17 protein-coding genes are annotated in these 16,778 nt (G+C 38.1%); 7 read left to right on the top strand and 10 right to left on the bottom strand.

Annotated elements, in window-relative coordinates; all coding sequences use genetic code 11:
* Window positions 1-67 precede the first annotated feature (67 nt).
* Complete coding sequence (locus ACIQXP_RS14040) at window positions 68-1,021, bottom strand: exonuclease domain-containing protein (RefSeq protein WP_090987285.1); 954 nt, start codon at window positions 1,019-1,021, stop codon at window positions 68-70.
* Between the two features lie 185 nt (window positions 1,022-1,206).
* Here ACIQXP_RS14040 and ACIQXP_RS14045 point away from each other — a divergent pair, with 185 nt between their 5' ends.
* Together ACIQXP_RS14045 and ACIQXP_RS14050 are read left to right on the top strand one after the other, a co-directional pair.
* Window positions 1,207-3,180 (top strand): transglutaminase family protein, encoded by a 1,974-nt coding sequence (locus ACIQXP_RS14045; protein ID WP_387505748.1) that lies wholly within the window; start codon window positions 1,207-1,209, stop codon window positions 3,178-3,180.
* 1 nt (window position 3,181) lies between these two features.
* A complete protein-coding gene (locus ACIQXP_RS14050) occupies window positions 3,182-5,089 on the top strand; it encodes a DUF3857 domain-containing transglutaminase family protein (RefSeq protein ID WP_387505749.1) in 1,908 nt (635 codons plus the stop codon).
* Here ACIQXP_RS14050 and ACIQXP_RS14055 read toward each other — a convergent pair.
* Window positions 5,073-5,195, bottom strand: a complete 123-nt coding sequence (locus ACIQXP_RS14055) for a hypothetical protein (protein WP_262987391.1) — start codon at window positions 5,193-5,195, stop codon at window positions 5,073-5,075. The genes ACIQXP_RS14050 and ACIQXP_RS14055 overlap by 17 nt on opposite strands.
* Window positions 5,196-5,439: 244 nt before the next feature.
* Here ACIQXP_RS14055 and ACIQXP_RS14060 point away from each other — a divergent pair, with 244 nt between their 5' ends.
* Window positions 5,440-6,225: a murein L,D-transpeptidase catalytic domain family protein gene (locus ACIQXP_RS14060; RefSeq protein ID WP_387505750.1), complete on the top strand. Its 786-nt coding sequence runs from the start codon at window positions 5,440-5,442 to the stop codon at window positions 6,223-6,225.
* Here ACIQXP_RS14060 and ACIQXP_RS14065 read toward each other — a convergent pair.
* Entirely contained in the window at window positions 6,222-6,674 is a 453-nt protein-coding gene (locus ACIQXP_RS14065; protein WP_387505751.1) for a hypothetical protein, read from the bottom strand. The two genes, ACIQXP_RS14060 and ACIQXP_RS14065, sit on opposite strands and share 4 nt — an antisense overlap.
* A gap of 202 nt (window positions 6,675-6,876) precedes the next feature.
* On the opposite strand from ACIQXP_RS14065, the gene ACIQXP_RS14070 reads away from it, so the two are divergent.
* Window positions 6,877-8,730, top strand: coding sequence for a DNA topoisomerase 3 (locus ACIQXP_RS14070; RefSeq protein ID WP_387505752.1), 1,854 nt, complete (start codon window positions 6,877-6,879; stop codon window positions 8,728-8,730).
* A gap of 1 nt (window position 8,731) precedes the next feature.
* Here ACIQXP_RS14070 and ACIQXP_RS14075 read toward each other — a convergent pair whose 3' ends face one another.
* The 4 genes from ACIQXP_RS14075 to ACIQXP_RS14090 form a co-directional block, all read right to left on the bottom strand.
* Entirely contained in the window at window positions 8,732-10,639 is a 1,908-nt protein-coding gene (locus ACIQXP_RS14075; protein WP_387505753.1) for an AAA domain-containing protein, read from the bottom strand.
* Window positions 10,640-10,744: 105 nt separating this feature from the next.
* A complete protein-coding gene (locus tag ACIQXP_RS14080; RefSeq protein ID WP_387505754.1) occupies window positions 10,745-11,128 on the bottom strand; it encodes a DUF3037 domain-containing protein in 384 nt (127 codons plus the stop codon).
* On the bottom strand, window positions 11,106-11,897 hold the full coding sequence (locus tag ACIQXP_RS14085) for a HipA family kinase (protein WP_387505755.1): 792 nt from the start codon (window positions 11,895-11,897) through the stop codon (window positions 11,106-11,108). The genes ACIQXP_RS14080 and ACIQXP_RS14085 overlap by 23 nt, the downstream gene beginning before the upstream one ends.
* A gap of 374 nt (window positions 11,898-12,271) precedes the next feature.
* Window positions 12,272-12,460, bottom strand: coding sequence for a hypothetical protein (locus tag ACIQXP_RS14090; protein WP_387505756.1), 189 nt, complete (start codon window positions 12,458-12,460; stop codon window positions 12,272-12,274).
* A 112-nt stretch (window positions 12,461-12,572) separates the two neighbouring features.
* Here ACIQXP_RS14090 and ACIQXP_RS14095 point away from each other — a divergent pair, with 112 nt between their 5' ends.
* Genes ACIQXP_RS14095 through ACIQXP_RS14105 form a run of 3 tightly spaced genes read left to right on the top strand, consistent with a single transcriptional unit; the run spans window position 12,573 to window position 13,940 of the window.
* Window positions 12,573-12,953 (top strand): hypothetical protein, encoded by a 381-nt coding sequence (locus ACIQXP_RS14095; RefSeq protein WP_293742314.1) that lies wholly within the window; start codon window positions 12,573-12,575, stop codon window positions 12,951-12,953.
* Between the two features lie 44 nt (window positions 12,954-12,997).
* Window positions 12,998-13,201 (top strand): KTSC domain-containing protein, encoded by a 204-nt coding sequence (locus ACIQXP_RS14100; RefSeq protein ID WP_387505757.1) that lies wholly within the window; start codon window positions 12,998-13,000, stop codon window positions 13,199-13,201.
* A gap of 1 nt (window position 13,202) precedes the next feature.
* Window positions 13,203-13,940 carry a DNA-formamidopyrimidine glycosylase family protein gene (locus ACIQXP_RS14105; protein WP_387505758.1) on the top strand — a complete coding sequence of 246 codons (738 nt, stop codon included), beginning with the start codon at window positions 13,203-13,205 and terminating at the stop codon, window positions 13,938-13,940.
* A gap of 203 nt (window positions 13,941-14,143) precedes the next feature.
* Here the strand turns inward: ACIQXP_RS14105 and idi are convergent, their stop codons facing one another.
* The 3 genes from idi to ACIQXP_RS14120 are packed head-to-tail and all read right to left on the bottom strand — an operon-like array spanning window position 14,144 to window position 16,413.
* Window positions 14,144-14,686 (bottom strand): isopentenyl-diphosphate Delta-isomerase, encoded by a 543-nt coding sequence (gene idi, locus ACIQXP_RS14110; protein WP_293742317.1) that lies wholly within the window; start codon window positions 14,684-14,686, stop codon window positions 14,144-14,146.
* Window positions 14,687-15,523 (bottom strand): phytoene/squalene synthase family protein, encoded by an 837-nt coding sequence (locus ACIQXP_RS14115; protein ID WP_293742318.1) that lies wholly within the window; start codon window positions 15,521-15,523, stop codon window positions 14,687-14,689.
* Entirely contained in the window at window positions 15,520-16,413 is an 894-nt protein-coding gene (locus ACIQXP_RS14120) for a MerR family transcriptional regulator (RefSeq protein ID WP_387505759.1), read from the bottom strand. Before ACIQXP_RS14120 ends, ACIQXP_RS14115 begins: the two co-directional genes overlap by 4 nt.
* Window positions 16,414-16,778 lie beyond the last annotated feature (365 nt).

A 16,778-nucleotide genomic window follows, 5' to 3' on the forward strand; every position in this document is an offset into this window, starting at 1 on the left:
CGCAGCGCGCATAGCGTTTAACTTCAATTAACCATTTTAAACAATTAAACGATTCACCAACTAATTATTACTTGCCGAACTTCATTTTTAACTGCTCCAGCATATCCGAATTAATTGGTTGAGCAGGTTTTTCGGGCTTTGGCTGAGGTTTCTGTTGATATTGCGGTTTATTTGCGGGCGCGTTATGCTGAGGTTTTGCCGGCCTGTTCTCATTTTTCTTTGCATTGAATTTTGCCCACTCCTCGTCTAATTTCTTCTTTGTATATAAAGGGAAATCGCCATTTTTCATCCAGGCATAATAACTAGGTTCTACTGAAAATACCTGCGCAGTGGTTTTACCCTTGTGTTTACCAAAGTTAAAACAAACCTCATCCTTATCATTGTAAACCAAACGACCGGCAAAATCTACAGGTTTATTGATATTGGTAAAAATATGCAGTGCATCTACGTCGTTTACCACCGGAATACATTTTACACCTTGTTTATTCTCAAACTCAGTTTCTTTGTACATTTCAAGCTGACCGAGCAGAACTTTGTAGGTGGCAATCACATCAGCTTCAGCCGCATGGGCATTAATTAAATCTTCCTGGCAATAAAATTTATAGGCTGCTTTTAAGGTACGTTGCTCCATCTGGTGGAAAATATTCTGTACATCAACAAATTTACGGTTGCTCATGTCGAAATCTATTTCCGCCCTTAAAAATTCCTCCAAAAGCATGGGGATATCAAATTTATTTGAATTGTATCCGGCCAGGTCACTATCACCAATAAATGCTGCAATTTCTGCTGCCAGGGTTTTAAAGGTAGGTTTGTCTGCAACGTCTTCATCATAAATACCGTGTATTAACGAAGTTTGCAAAGGAATGGGCATTTCTGGATTGACGCGCCAGGTTTTAACAATTTCAGAACCATCTGGCATCGCTTTTAAAACCGCTATTTCAACGATTCTGTCAGCTCCAACATTAACTCCAGTAGCTTCTAAATCAAAAAATGCTAAAGGGCGCTTTAAATTTAATTTCATTTCTTAAGATGTGAGATTAGCGACATTAGATTTGGATCGGAATGTCAAAATTCTTTTTTTTCAAAAGTGCTAAAAAGGTTTCATTAGTTCTGTAAAACACCTTTATTAATTTATAAATTTAATTGTCAAATTATTTTAGAATATTCGTTACTAACATTAACTTGCGGCAATTTACACACGCTCAAATGAATAAAATCTTCGCCCTGTTACCCCTTTTTTTTCTATCACTAACTACTCAGGCACAAAACTTTACCTTCGGTTCTATTACCTACGACGATTACGAATTCGACAAAAAAAAATTAGACAGTAATGCCAATGCCATCGTTTTAAAAGAATTCGGCACCGCCTCAATCCAGCAAGATGATGCTACAGGAAGTTTAGAACTGGTTTTTGAACACCATGTAAAAATCAAAATCTTTAACAAGGAAGGCTTTAAAGAGGCCAATATTGTTATTCCAACCTATAAAGATGAATCTCGCGAGGAAACGATCAGTGAAATAAAGGCATCTACTTTTAATCATATCGGTAATGATTATACCGAAACAATTATGGATAAAAAAGCCATTTTTGTCGAGAACAGGTCTAAATATACCAGACTGACCAAGTTTACACTTCCAAACCTTAAAGAAGGATCGGTTATTGAATACAGTTATAAATTAAAATCGCCCAACTTATTTAATTTCAGAACATGGGAATTTCAGAGCAATATTCCGAAGGTCATAAGTGAGTATCTGGTTTATATTCCCGGCATTTATAATTACAATGTATCGTTACGTGGTTTTCAGAAACTGACGGATCAAAAAGCTGAAATCAGCAGGGGATGTTTAAGGCTATCGGCCGTACCGATTGATTGTTCCAAAATCAATTACACGATGAAGAATATTCCGGCTTTTATCGAAGAAGATAATATGACCGCACCCAGTAACTTCAAATCGGCGATTTATTTTGAACTTTCTGATGTTCAGAACTTAGACGGCAGTAAAACGTCCTATACCAAAACCTGGAAAGATATTGATTTCGAGCTGTCATCTTATAAAACACTGGGCAGCCAGATGAAAAGAAAAGATGTTTTTAAAGATCTTATCCCGGAAATCACAAAAGGAAGTTCATCAGATTTAGATAAAGCGAAGTCCGTTTATAATTATATCAAAAAGCAGATCAAGTGGAATAATTACTACGGAAAGTACTCAGAAGATAACATCAAAAAAGCACTGGATAGCAGATCGGGCAATGTAGCGGATGTTAACCTGAGCTTAATTGCAGCACTTTCTGCTGCCGGTTTGGATGCTGAAGCCGTAATTCTATCAACCCGTGATAATGGAACGGTAAACAAGCTTTACCCTGTAATGAGCGATTTTAACTATTTGATTGCCAAAGTAAATATTGCCGATAAAAGTTATTTACTGGATGCTACAGAACCACTACTGCCTTTCGGTTTACTACCACTACGCTGCATAAATGACCAGGGACGTGTAATCAACTTAAAAAAACCATCTTATTGGATCGATTTAATTGCGAGTCAAAAATCGACAACCAGTTACATCATGACCGGAAAGATGACCGTTGATGGAAAAATTATCGGTACTTTAACCACCTATACAACGGGTTATGCGGCATATGGAAAGCGGAAAGAAATCCTTCAACACAGTTCTCCCGATGAATATGTAGAGAAACTTGATGAGCGATTAACCAGAATAAAAATATTGGATCATCAAATTTCAAATCTGGATAGTGTTGAGAATTCTCTGGAAGAGAAATATGAGGTAGAACTCACCATAAACGATGGCACAAATAAAGATCAGTTCTATTTTAGCCCTTTTTTTATCCATACCATCTCAAAAAATCCATTTAATTTGAACGAGCGTACCTACCCTGTTGATTTAGGTGCAGCGTCTGATGAGCGCATTACCATTAACGTGCTTTTACCCGAAAAATACCTGTTACTGGAAAAACCGAAAGATATGGCCATCGCTTTACCTAATGCGGGCGGAAAGTATTTGTTGCAAACCGCTCTGGATGATAATACCATTTCAATGAACCAGATTTTGCAGTTCAACAACGCTATTTATCAGCCCGAAGAATATCTTTTCCTAAAAGAATTTTACAGCAAAATTATTCAAAACCAAAAAACAGAGTGTTTATTAAAAAAGACAAATTAAAATGAGGTTATTATTTACCATTCTTGCCTTATTTTTAGTTTCTGTTGCAAGTTTTGCACAAGATAACTACGATGTTGATTTAATTCCATCAAATCTCCGTAACCGAGCCAATGCCTGTATCCGTAATGAGGAAACAACTGTCGACATGCGTTCGCCTGATAACGTTTTACTAAATGTGAAAAAGGCAATTACTGTTTTTAACCAAAATGGTGAGGCTCAGGCACGTTTAGTAATCTTCTACGATAAAAATATTTCGATTAAAAGCATCAAGGGAGAAGTTTACAACAGTGTTGGCAAACTGACGCATAAATTCTCTCAAAATGATTTTGCAGACATAAGCGCCGCAGATGGGTTTTCGCTTTTTGTTGATAGCCGTGTTAAACACTATCTACCATCGGTAACTGAGTATCCTTATACGCTTGTATATCATTATGAGATCAGAAATAAGCAAAATCTAATCATCCCTGATTGGACACCTAAACCCGCAGATGACGTTTCGGTGGAAAAAAGTACTTACACCTTTATCTGCAAGCCAACGGACGACGTTAGAATAAAAACGCAAAATTATACCGGAAAACCAGAAGTTACAACAGATGAGAAGCAGCGAAAATCTGTTTGGAAAGTGAATAACATTTTAGCTGTTAAACCCGAACCCTACAGTCCGGCACGGGATACCTATTTTACCAACATACAGATTGCCCCAAAAGCGTTTTATTATTACAATCATAAAGGCATTTATACCGATTGGAAAGAGCTGGGCAAATGGATTTATGACGACTTACTGGTAGCCCGTAAAGCTTTGCCTGCCTCTACCATTGAGATGATCAAAGAACTGGTAAAAAACGAAAAAACAGACAAAGATAAAGCGCGTAAAATTTATCAGTATTTACAGGATAAAACCAGGTATATCAGCGTCCAGATTGGTATTGGTGGTTTTCAGCCCGTTTCAGCAAGCGAGGTAGACCGACTGGGTTATGGCGATTGTAAAGCCCTGGTCAATTACATGCAAAGTTTACTCCAGGCTGTAAACATAACATCTTATTACTGTGTGGTATCAGCTGGTTCTGAAAAGAAGAGCATGAACCCATCATATGCCAGTATGGATCAGGGCAATCATATTATTCTCTGCATGCCGTTAGATGGTGATACCACCTGGCTGGAATGCACCAGCCAAAAGATCCCATTTGGTTATTTAAGTGATTTTACTGATGACAGACTGGTATTGGCCTGCACAGCAGATGGCGGAAAATTATTGCGTACCCCAAAACTGACTACAGATGAAAACCTGCAGATACGCAAGGCTGAGTTAACACTACAAGCAGACGGAAGCATAGCTGGCAAAATGTATACCGCTTACACGGGCTCACAATATGAAAACCAGGAACGCCTGATCGATAAACCGATAACAGAACAGCATAAGTTATTAAAAGAGACTTATAATATTGATAATATCGATTTTGAAACGGTTTCATTCGTTCAAAAAAAGGACATCAAGCCTAAACTGGTAGAAGATATCACCGTCAATATCAGAAATTATGCTCCTGTAAACGGGAATAAGATGTTTTTACAGCTTAATGCCTTCAACGTAAAACGATCAGTCCCCGAAGTAAAAAACAGGACATTACCTGTTTATATCAACCGTGGTTATACTGATGAGGACACTATTGTTTATACGCTGCCTGATAATGTAGATTCAGAATTAATAACCGGGCAAAATAAAACCTTTAAAAATGCATTTGGCGAGTACACCTGCAAAGCGAGTGTAGAAGGAAATAAGTTAACCTATTACCGAAAATTTATTTTAAACGATGGGACATTCCCAGCAGAACGGTATGCTGAATTTTCGAAATTTATAAACGACGTAAATGCTGCCGATTATCTAAAATTAGCCATTAGCTTAAAAAAATAATCCCGAGTCCAATACCGATGATCATGATCAGGTACATCAAAATCTCTGTCGTGGCAAATTTCTTGTACTTCGTCCAGAAAGAATAATCATTTTCGTTGTTTGGCATGCTCATTTATTTTGTGCGGCAAAAATAGGCAAATAGATTTAGAACAAAAGATATATTTTAGTTTCTCGCTATCTCAAAAGCTCCTTTCAAAACCATAAAAAACTTCAAAATATTCAAAAAAGCTATTGGGATATGGCCAATATTTTTTAAAACATAATGTATATTAGCATTACAAACTAAATGCAGGCAATATTTATATAATATCATCGTATAGATAATGCTGAATCAAACTAAACCAAACTGAATGAAGAAGTATGTCATGCGCTTTGCTACGGCTTTTTTAATGGTCATGAGCATTATCGGAACAAGCTGGAAAGCAATAGATCGTCAAGAAACACAACACGATGTAATTAAAAATATAGCGGCAGATAGTCTTTACAGCCAACTCGTTTCCAGTATATACCACGAAATTCATTTAGATGCTGTGGGATTAACTCAGCAAGTTTTCGAAAAAGCATTAACCGGTTTTTACAACATGAAATATTCCGGCCTGGTAAATGCCAGATCCATTTTAACCATTGCCGATTTTGATCAGGAAAGTACCAGAAAACGCCTATACATTATTGATTTAGCTGATAGAAAGTTGATTCTAAATACCTGGGTAGCACACGGGCAAAACAGCGGTGGTGATAAACCTTCATCATTCTCGAATAAGATAAATTCAAATCAAAGCAGCCTGGGTTTCTATTTAACAGGTGAGATATATTATGGCAAACATGGCCGTTCGCTTAAATTAGACGGAATGGATCAAGATTTTAACAACAATGCCAGGGAAAGATCGATTGTGGTGCACGGTGCCAGTTATGTGAGTCAGAAAAGCATAGACGAATTGGGAAGACTGGGCAGAAGTCAGGGCTGCCCTGCTGTTCCGGCTAAACTGGCAGATGACATCATTGACACCATTTCAGACCATACAGTGCTTTTTATCAATAACTCAAACCAGTTATATTATTCTTCTTTTTTAAACGAAACGCTTGCGGCAAGTGTGGCTTTAAACCAATCGCGGGTTTTTGCCTCAAAGACAGATTAATGACGTTTAATGTTTTTGGCGTTTAGCTTTTTTGGAAAAATTTTGATAAAAAGTGATTGGCTGCCTGCAAGCAAATCCCAAACCCAACGGTTCCCATCAACACCTTTTTCGCCGCAATCTACAACCTCAGCGCGTTTGAGTAATTTTTTAACAATCACCTGAATCCATTTTATCCCTACAATCCGGTTAAAGTGTAATCCCAAATAGTCGCAATATACATGTACAAGAATCTCTACAATAAGCGAGGCATTTGATATTGCGAGTTTCTTTCCAAAAAATTGTTCATAATCAGCTTTAATGGTATTGACCAGAACTTCAAACCGTTCAAGCCTGACAACTGCTGTTCCTTCAAGATAAGACCAGAGTTGTGCATTACTGTACACCCGGATTAGTTTTGGCTCAAGTCCCACTTTAATTTGTTTTTCTTTCAGTTGGTAAATTTTATCCATTCATTAAAATAATTGTGAAGGTTAGATAGACATATTACCGAATTGTTAATCAACCCGGTATAAAAACCGCCGATCCAACTGATGGACAAACTTATCTGGTAATTGTTTACAAAAAGGTTTATTAAAAGGCATTGTGAGTAATTTTTTTAAGCTATTGCCGATATTTTAATCATCTTTGGGGTTTGAAAAGATAAGCCCATTCATGAAGATTGTAATTGCAGAAAAGCCTTCTGTTGGTCGTGAACTTGCTAAAGTTTTCGGAGCAACCACCAGAAAAGATGGATACATTGAAGGTAAAGGATATTCTTTTACCTGGGCATTCGGGCATTTATTGCAATTGGCTCCTCCTCAGGATTATGGTTTTATTGGCTGGCGGAAGCAACATCTGCCCATGCTTCCACAGAAGTTTAAACTCGCCGTCAGAAAGATTAAAACAAAAGATGGTTTTGTGGAAGATCCTGCGGTACGCAAACAATTGGAAACGATCAAAAAACTTTTTGATGAAGCGAGTGAAATTATCGTAGCAACGGATGCGGGGCGCGAGGGTGAATTGATTTTCAGGTACATTTATTATTACCTGAAATGCAAAAAACCATTTAAACGCCTCTGGATCTCTTCACAAACCGATGAAGCCATAAAAGATGGATTCAGGAATTTAAAACCTGGAACCGATTATGATACCTTATTTAATTCTGCCCATTGCCGTTCGGAGTCTGACTGGCTGGTGGGCATGAATGCCACGCAGGCACTCAGCATATCTGCAGGCAACAGAACAGTTCTTTCCTTAGGAAGGGTACAAACACCTACCCTGGCGATGATCTGTGCGCGTTTTTTAGAGATTAAAAATTTCGTTCCTCAAACCTATTATCAGATCAGTATTTTGCTGGCCAAAGATGAACAGGTTTTTAAAGCCATATCAACCGCTAACTACAAGGAAAAGGAAGAGGCTGAAAAATTATTTGCCCTGGTAGAAGATGTGGCTTCCGGCTTTCCAACTGGTGGAAATATTACGGCTGTAGAAGCGAAACCAAGGAAAGAACCTCCTCCACTACTGCATGACTTAAGCAGTCTGCAGCAGGAAGCCAATAAGAAAAAAGGATATACCGCCGACCAGACACTTAGTATTTTACAGAACCTGTATGAGAGTAAACTGGTTTCTTACCCCCGTACCGGATCGCGCTATATCGGTGATGATATTTTTGCCGGTGTTCCGGATCTGATTGCAAAATTTACCAGTCATCCTGATTTTGGAAAACAAGCGCAGTTTTTACAAACGGTAACCCTTAATAAGCGGAGTGTGAATGCCAAAAAAGTAACCGATCACCATGCCATTCTGCCGACCGGCGAACAGGCCTACGGATTGAGTTCGGATAAACAGGCGATATACGATATGGTTGTTGGCCGTATGATTGAGTCATTTCATCAGGAATGCATGAAGGAATTAACCAAAATAACCATTCAATCAGGTGTTACTTTTGTAGCTAATGGAACGGTAATCCGTTCTGCAGGCTGGCGTGCCGTTTTTAACGACCCTGAAGATGATAAAAAGGATGAAGACAATGCCGCATTGCCAAAGGTGGCGGTTGGCGAACAATTGCCTATCACTGAAAAATCTCTTTTAGAAAAACAAACCAAGCCTAAGCCCATGTATAATGAGGCTTCGTTATTAAAAGCACTGGAAACGTGCGGCAAAGAAATTGAAGATGAGGAATTGCGTTATGCCATGAAAGATAGTGGTTTAGGTACACCGGCAACACGTGCATCTATTATAGAAACTTTAATTACCAGAGAATACATTACCAGGGAAAAAAGGAATCTTGTACCCACCAATAAAGGCCTGGCGGTTTACGAAGTAGTAAAAGATAAACAAATTGCACAGGCAGAACTTACAGGACAATGGGAAAAGAGACTGGAAGAAATCCGTTCAGGTTCATCAGTAAAAGATTTTAAATCTGAAATTACTGAATACACCAAAACCATTACACATGAACTTTTAATTGCAGGCGCCAGCATATCAGGCAAGCTCGAGGAAGAAAAGAAGATGGAAAAAGTTTAGCTCATAAGTCCATAAACTCCCAGGCACTATGATAAGCATCCAGTTGTTCCGCGTAGCGGATAAAATCAGCATAAAAAGCAGATTTCGATAAGGTAGCGCTATCGCCAATTACAACCAGTTTTTTCCTCGCCCTGGTCATGGCCACATTCATTCTACGTGTGTCCGATAAGAAGCCGATGTTTCCATCGCTGTTACTTCTGGTCAGACTGATATAAACTACGTCCCGCTCCTGTCCCTGAAAACTGTCAATGGTGTTTACCGCAATTTTGTCGCGATAGGGAATCAATGCTTCACTTTCTTCAACCAGGGCGTTCAATAGTTGAACCTGTTGTTTATAAGGTGATACAATGGCAATTGAAGGAAAGCTTTCATTTTTGCTAACTAAATCAGCAATAAGGTGTATGAGATGTTTAACCAAAAACCCGGCTTCATCAGGATTGGTCGTGCTCGTTCCGTCTGATTTTTCATCGTAGCTACAACCTGCCGTATCAATAAACTGGATCGGTTCATCGCCCAAAAATAATAAGCGGTCTGCAACGGACTGATGAGCCTTTAGCGCATTTTTGTAAAACACCTGCGATGAATAACCCATTATAGCAGTATTCATTCTGTATTGTGTATTCAATAATACAACAGATTCTGGATGAAGATTTACTACTTTTTCTAATAAAGTATTGCTTAAGCCGTTTCTGGCAGCTTCATTTGATTTAATAGTTGGCGAAAGCTGAAAATGATCTCCGGCCAAAATAATTTTTTGCGCCTTTAAAATCGGTATCCAGCAAGCCGGTTCCAAAGCCTGCCCGGCCTCATCAATTACGATGGTATTATACTTTAAATTCCGGACGGTATAATGGTTAGCACCTACTAAAGTAGCGGTAATAATCTGTGCTTTGCTAAACAGATTATCCATCATGTATTGCTCTGTTTTTTCTACTTCTCTTCCGATTTTATGTGCTTCATCAAACAAGGCTTTACGTTGATCGCGTTCTGCTTTACCAAAACTCCGCTTATATTTGTGCGCCATATTTTTGTACTCACTCGCCTGTTTCTTTAAGGCTTTAATGGTTTTCATCTCCGGATGATCGGCCATCTGATGATCAAGCGTAGCTGCCATTAATTTCTCTGACACCCTTGCAGGATTTCCTACCCGGATTACTTTTAGTCCTTCGGCAGCCAACTTCTCCGTAAGTAAATCAACAGCGGTATTACTTGGTGCTACCACGAGCATTTTTTGATCGTGATGCTTCAACAATGATTTTATAGCATGCACCAACGTAGTAGTTTTTCCCGTACCTGGCGGGCCATGAACTATAGCCAGATGATCAGCTGCAATAATTTTATTCACGGCCAATTGCTGTGAATCGTTTAGCGTATTTGGAATAACAAACTTCTCTTCTCCCCGAAACGACGGTTTCTCTCCTGCTGTTAAAATACGGATCAGTTTATTTTCTGCATCATTTTCGGCTAAGTTTGAAGCTTGCTTAAGTGCCCGTTGCATCTCATCATAGCTGTTGTTATCAAAAAGCAGATCTACACCCAATTTGCCATCTCTCGTCCAATCCGGCAGTTCATCAACACGGAAGCTGATTTTCATCCTGCTGCTACTTTGATGATTGATAATCCCTTCCAGCCGATTTTCTTTGGCATCATGATTTGAAAATAATACCACAGCAGCACCAAAACGGAACTGATGAGAAAAATCCTGATGGGTAGTTCTTTCCAGCTCAACCGTTAAATAATCACCACGGCCAACTTCCGTATTTCTGATGGCAATCGGGTACCAGGTTAAGCCTAAAGCCCGCCTATCGGCAGGCGAAGTGTTGTCGGTAAGTTTTAAATACGATTGTAAATCTTCTTTACGTTCGGTATCAAGAAGATCCTGAAGATTTTTAAAATATTCTTTCGGCAAGGAGAAAGTGGTTTAAAGGGTTAACTGTTGTATTATGCGATTGCTAAAATGATGGATTGTTTAAAGTAAATTTAACGCTATGTGCCCGGCGCCACGCGCATAACGCTATAAAACCAGCTCCTGGTGTAACCTTAACAAGGTCTGTTCGGGATCATCGCAAAAACCAGGGTGCACTTTTGAGCACTGTACTACTGTACTTCTGGTTGCCGTAAGCCATCTAAAACGGGAAGCCTGATCATATTGACCAATTGGACCAGAACCCTCCGCCGCCAAACTTATTCTTTCGAATGCACACAAGTTTAAGGTAAGTTCGTTTAAATCTGTTTCTGCAGAAAAGGCCTTTATTTTTTTCTCATCAAGAGAAAAAATACTTTTCAGAAACTTCTGCCTGGCACAAAACAAAATAATACCCACATTTATAAATTCCTCACGTTCTACCCTTGGCATTACGCGAATCACAGCGTACTCAAATAAGAATTTCTCTTGCATGCTGTGCTTCTTTTAAAAATATATCAGAATGTGCCAATCTGTTTGTAAGGAAATTTTTATAGGCCTCGCGATGAGCTGTTTTGCTGTCAAAGCTGGTTTCACCTTCCAGCCAGTCGTCAGGGATCAGGTTAATCACTGATGCGATCTTTTCGGGATTAAGTAATTTGCTGAATTCTTTATTTACACTTTCCAATTCAGATGCCCATGGCAACAATACATGATCTTTTACCAAAGAGAAAGGCTTAATTGCCTGTTCTTCCCAATTTTGCCATGAATGATGAAAATATAACGCAGCACCATGGTCTATTAACCACAGTTCTTTGTGCCAAAGTAACATATTGGTATTTCGGCAGGTGCGGTCCATATTGGTTAAAAAACAATCAAGCCAAACAATTTGCGAAGCAAGTTTGGCATCAACCGTAGTTACGGTTGGATCGAATGTTATCGCTCCCGATAAATAATGCAACGCCAGATTTAACCCTACACTGGCCTTAAGCAGATCCTGAATTTCCTCGTCGGGCTCAGTTCTCCCAAAAGCTTCGTCTAAATTGGCAAAAACCAACTCAGGTACGCGCAATCCTAAATAGCGGGCAATTTCGCCACCAATCAATTCGGCAATTAAAGCCCGGGGGCCCTGTCCTGCCCCTCTAAATTTCAGTACGTATAAAAAATGATCATCAGCCTCTGCAATGGCAGGCAGGGACCCACCTTCTCGCAATGGCGTAACGTATCTGGTTACATTTACCGTTCTAAGTTGTAAATCGTTCATATCTGCAGCTAGAAACGCCGTTATGATTTTTTGCGGCACAATCTAAACTAACCGCAAAACTACTAGAATTTCAACAATTAATCGTTTAAAGTTTAATAGGCAAGATCTCGGTAGCAAGTTTGCAGATCAATTGTTAAAATAAAAAGGTTTTGTTGAATCTCAATGCTATTGATCAATATTGAGGGCATTGGGCAATAGTAGAAATTACAATAAGAATGTTATTAAAATAAAATTAAACTGATTCCTGATCACTTAAAGTATATAATCACAAAAGGCTTAAAGACTTTATCTCTTTTATATGGTCAAGAATTTAGCTCAAAATGCCTTCGGCTATAATCAGACTGACAAACAATTTTCGGCATCAAATAACCGCATCAATCATGACCTAAATAAGCGATGCCTGCTGGCGTTATAGCAGATGACCATTGTACCGATTCGCGATTAATCTTAATTAACCCCATACGTTCCAATTCTTCATATTCTTCTTCCATCCCACCCAAAACCGAAGAACTAACCTGTTGATTGATTACCTCAAGTAGAGATATGATTTCTGATCTTTCCATAACATTGTTAATTAGTTATATTTTAATTAACATACGGACAATTAAAATGTTTACGGCTTAATTAAACATTTTCGAGGGATTAAGGTTGTATCTATATCTTGATTTAATTACTATGGAAACACACCTGTATTATCTTTTTTTTATGGCTTTGCCCGTAGCCTGCATCGCCTGGACAGTTACAAAGGAAGAGATTTTCAGAGAAGCCCGTGAATTTTGTGTAGACCGTTCTAAAAACTGCAATAAACTGTTAAAAAGGAAGTTTTTTTATGTTTTTACCTGTGAATACTGTTTTAGCCACTATGTAACCTTGATCTTGCTTTTCATCACCAGGTTTACCTTAATTTATCCGGACTGGCGAGGTTATATCATCGCGTTTTTCTCCACCGTATGGATAGCAAATGTTTACATGAGCTTGTATAACATTATCCGCATCGATCTGAAAAAAGAAAAAATAAAAGTTCAGAAAGAGGAATTAACACTAAAAAATGACTGAAACCAATTCTAATTACTGATGTTTTGAAATCATAACCTATTGTTATGCCATCATCAGTAATTAAGTATTTCAGTTATGATGAATTTACAAAAACCTTAAAAATCATTTTTGTGACCGATATGGTTTATCTATACAAAAATGTTCCTGAAAATATTTACAAGATGTTAAAGGCGTCAGGATCAAAAGGGCGATATTTTAATAGCAATATTAAAGATAAATTTAAATTTCAAAAAATAGAAGAAACGTAATATGCCCGAAGGTCCATCAATCGTAATTTTAAAAGATTTAATACAAGAGTTACAGTTGGGCAAGCCCGAGGTGCTTGAAGTAACGGGTAATGTAAACAATTTTGATAAGGATAAATTACTCCGTCAAAAGGTTGAGGATTTTAAAAGCTGGGGAAAACACTTTTTGATCTGTTTCAAGGATTTTACCATCCGGATCCATTTCATGCTTTTCGGCAGCTATCTTATTAATGCCAGGAAAAAAACACCTTTAAAACTGGGCATCGTTTTCAAAAAAGATGAATTAAACTTTTATACCTGCAAAGTTGACCTTTTGGAAGGAAACGTCAAAGAACATTACTCCTGGGAAAACGACGTAATGGCTGATGAATGGAATAGCGATGCAGCGATTAAAAAACTGAAGGACATACCTCAGGCAATGGTTTGCGACGTATTGCTCGACCAGCAAATTTTCAGCGGAGTAGGCAACATTATCAAAAATGAAGTTTTATACCGTACCCGCATACATCCACTAAATAAGGTTGAAGACCTGTCGCCTGTAAAATTAAAGGCATTGGTTACCGAGGCCAGGAATTATAGTTTCGATTTTTTAAAATGGAAAAAGGAAAATACGTTAAGTAAACATTGGGAGGTATATAACCAGAAAGTGTGTCCTCTTAAACATAAAATCGATAAAAAAGAGTTGGGCAAAACACACCGCCAGACTTACTTTTGCAAAAAATGTCAAAAAATTTATAGTTAATACAAAAACCTATAAATATTCTTTGTCACGCAAAAAACTTAAAATATTAAATATCAGTGGATTAAATTTAGCAGACGCCCACTCATAACAATAATTATAATCTTAAAGTAAAAGAAATGTTTTATTTAAAATAATTTTTGGAGTTTTCCAAACTAGCCTTATATTTGTCCTCGAGAGCGTTAATTTAGATACGGGTATATGGCTTAGGCTGTATGCCCGTTTTTTATTTGTGCAGTTGATGCGTGTGCGATTACTTCGTTCAAACAGATCCTCAGCCAGGGGGTGTAAGCGTCGGGATTAAGCGCGATATCCTGCGATAAGGTATCCAGGTCAACATACTTAAAGGCTTCCACTTCCTCACGATTGATCACCGGTAATTTGTCGCTCATACCAAAAAACACATGATCGATCTCATGTTCAGTTAACCCGTTTTCGAATGTCGCTCTATAGGCAAATTTAAACAGGTAATTTAATTCGCAATCCATCCCCATTTCTTCCATTAACCTCCTTTTAGCGGCCTGCATATTACTTTCGCCGATTCTCGGATGGCTGCAACAGGTATTCGTCCACAAGCCCCTCGAGTGATATTTACTCATAGCTCTTTGCTGCAGTAACAATTCGAGTTTGGAATTAAAAATAAAAACGGAAAAGGCACGGTGCAACAAACCTTTTTCGTGGGCTTCCATTTTATCCATCTGCCCTTTCGGCACATCCTCCTCATCTACGAGAATAACTTGTTCTTCCATTTAAATTACATTTAGCTTATTGCGGATCAGCGAATCAAACATCAGCCCAACCTTACGGGTATTCGAAATCCTGATCCGTTCGGTCATAATCTTCTCTGCACTTAAGCGCTTTATCTTAGCGAATAACTTTTTATAGTAGATATAGGATAAATAGACCCCGTTTCTGGAAGAGGCAGGCAGCAGTTTGATACCGGTTAGTGCAATGGAAAATTCCTTTTCAATATCTTCTTCAATTTCCTGTTTTTGTTGATCGCAGAATACAGCTAAGTTCACATTTGGAAAATAATTCCGGCTAAGTGTTTGATGATCAGCTTTAACATCCCTCAAAAAATTAACTTTTTGAAACGCAGAACCCAGCTTCATGGCATACGGTTTAAGATATTCGTAATCGACATCACTTCCATACGTAAAAACTTTTAAGCACATCAACCCAACTACCTCTGCCGAACCCAAAATATAGTCGTTATAAAGTTCGGGAGTATATTTTTGTGTGGACAGGTCCATCTCCATACTTCTGAGAAAAAGAATAATCAGCTCTTCATCTATCTGATACTGATTGACAACCTTTTGAAATGAATTCAGGATAGGATTTAAGCTAATGCCCAGGTTAATGGCTTCAAAAGTATCCTCCTTAAATTTTTCCAGTAAAAATTTCTTGTCATATTGATGAAAGCTGTCTACAATTTCATCTGCCAAACGTACGAAGCCGTAGATAGCATGTATGGGTTGGCGAATTTCTTTGCCGAGAAAATAAATACCATAAGAAAAGCTTGTGCTGTATAACTTAGTGGTAAGCCGGCTGCAATTGCCAGATAATTGATCGAAGATTTCTTTCATGTATGTGAGGGTAATTCTATTGTTTTTTCAAATTCATCAAGCGTTTTAATCCAATTGATGTGATCGATATGGTCAAGCTTACCAATCACCTCACTATTCCCGGCGAGATGGATTTTTGTGTCCGAGCATATTTCAGACAGTTGATCGATGTACTGTTGTGCCGCAGGCGCTAGCCTCGATTTGATCATAAAAAGCATAACGTGCCCTACATTCAACGTCGAAAATATGCGCTTAATCGAATCCAGCGGAACTCTGCTACCTAAATAAATTACGTGATGATGTTGCATCCTCAGCATGTAGCTGGCAAAAAGCAGTCCGATATCGTGGTCCTCATTTTCAGGTAAAAAAAGCAGCCAGCTTTGCCCGGAATTTTCCATTAAAGGAAGATTGTTAATATGGGTAAATATTTTTTGGCGGATAATATTGGATAAAAAGTGTTCATGTGCAGGGCAGATATCATCTTTTCGCCACATCAACCCTAAGCGTAATAATAAAGGATAGATTATTTTCCGGTAGCAGTTAGAAAGTCCAAATTGATTAATACTTTGGTCGATTAGCTCATTAAAAGTGTGTTCATCAAAAGCCAGTCCATATTTAATCAATTGTGCAACATAATAGTCGTCTTGTTTATCGCCGGGAGAATAATTGAACTGTTCATCAAGCAGTTTATCCATTTCGCTATCCGAAAGACTGCATATTTTTGAAATTTTTAAACCGCTTTTATTTAAACTTACAATATTTAACAGTTTCCGAAGCTGCTGATCATCGTATAAACGCGTGTTGCCTTGAGATCTCGATGGACTCAGCGCATGGTAACGTTGCTCCCAGATCCTGATGGTATGAGAATGGATGCCGGACAGCTGCTCAAGATCTGCTATAGAGTAGGTCATTTTTGTTTAAATATATACAATAAAAACTTAAACAAAAAGCAGGTAAAAAAGTTTTTGATTAAATATACAGTAAATTAGCCTTAAACTTAAGGTCCCAAAGATGACCTATTTAAAAAATTACATTTGCAGCATCCTGAATTCTGGAATTTCATACATTAATAAGTAAGCTTCTTATCTGTTGTATACCTGACAGTACCATTTGTAACCTGAAAAAATCACAGGCAGAAGATCGAATTACAAAAGGTGATGAACTTCAAAAGTAATATGAACGCTAGATAAGGGCAAATCATGAGGCCCTATAATAGATATATACGGTTTAAAAGAATATCAACTTTGCAAATACATAAAAAAATACTTCCACAACG

It is taken from the genome of Pedobacter suwonensis (assembly GCF_044762335.1).
Classification (GTDB): Bacteria; Bacteroidota; Bacteroidia; order Sphingobacteriales; family Sphingobacteriaceae; genus Pedobacter.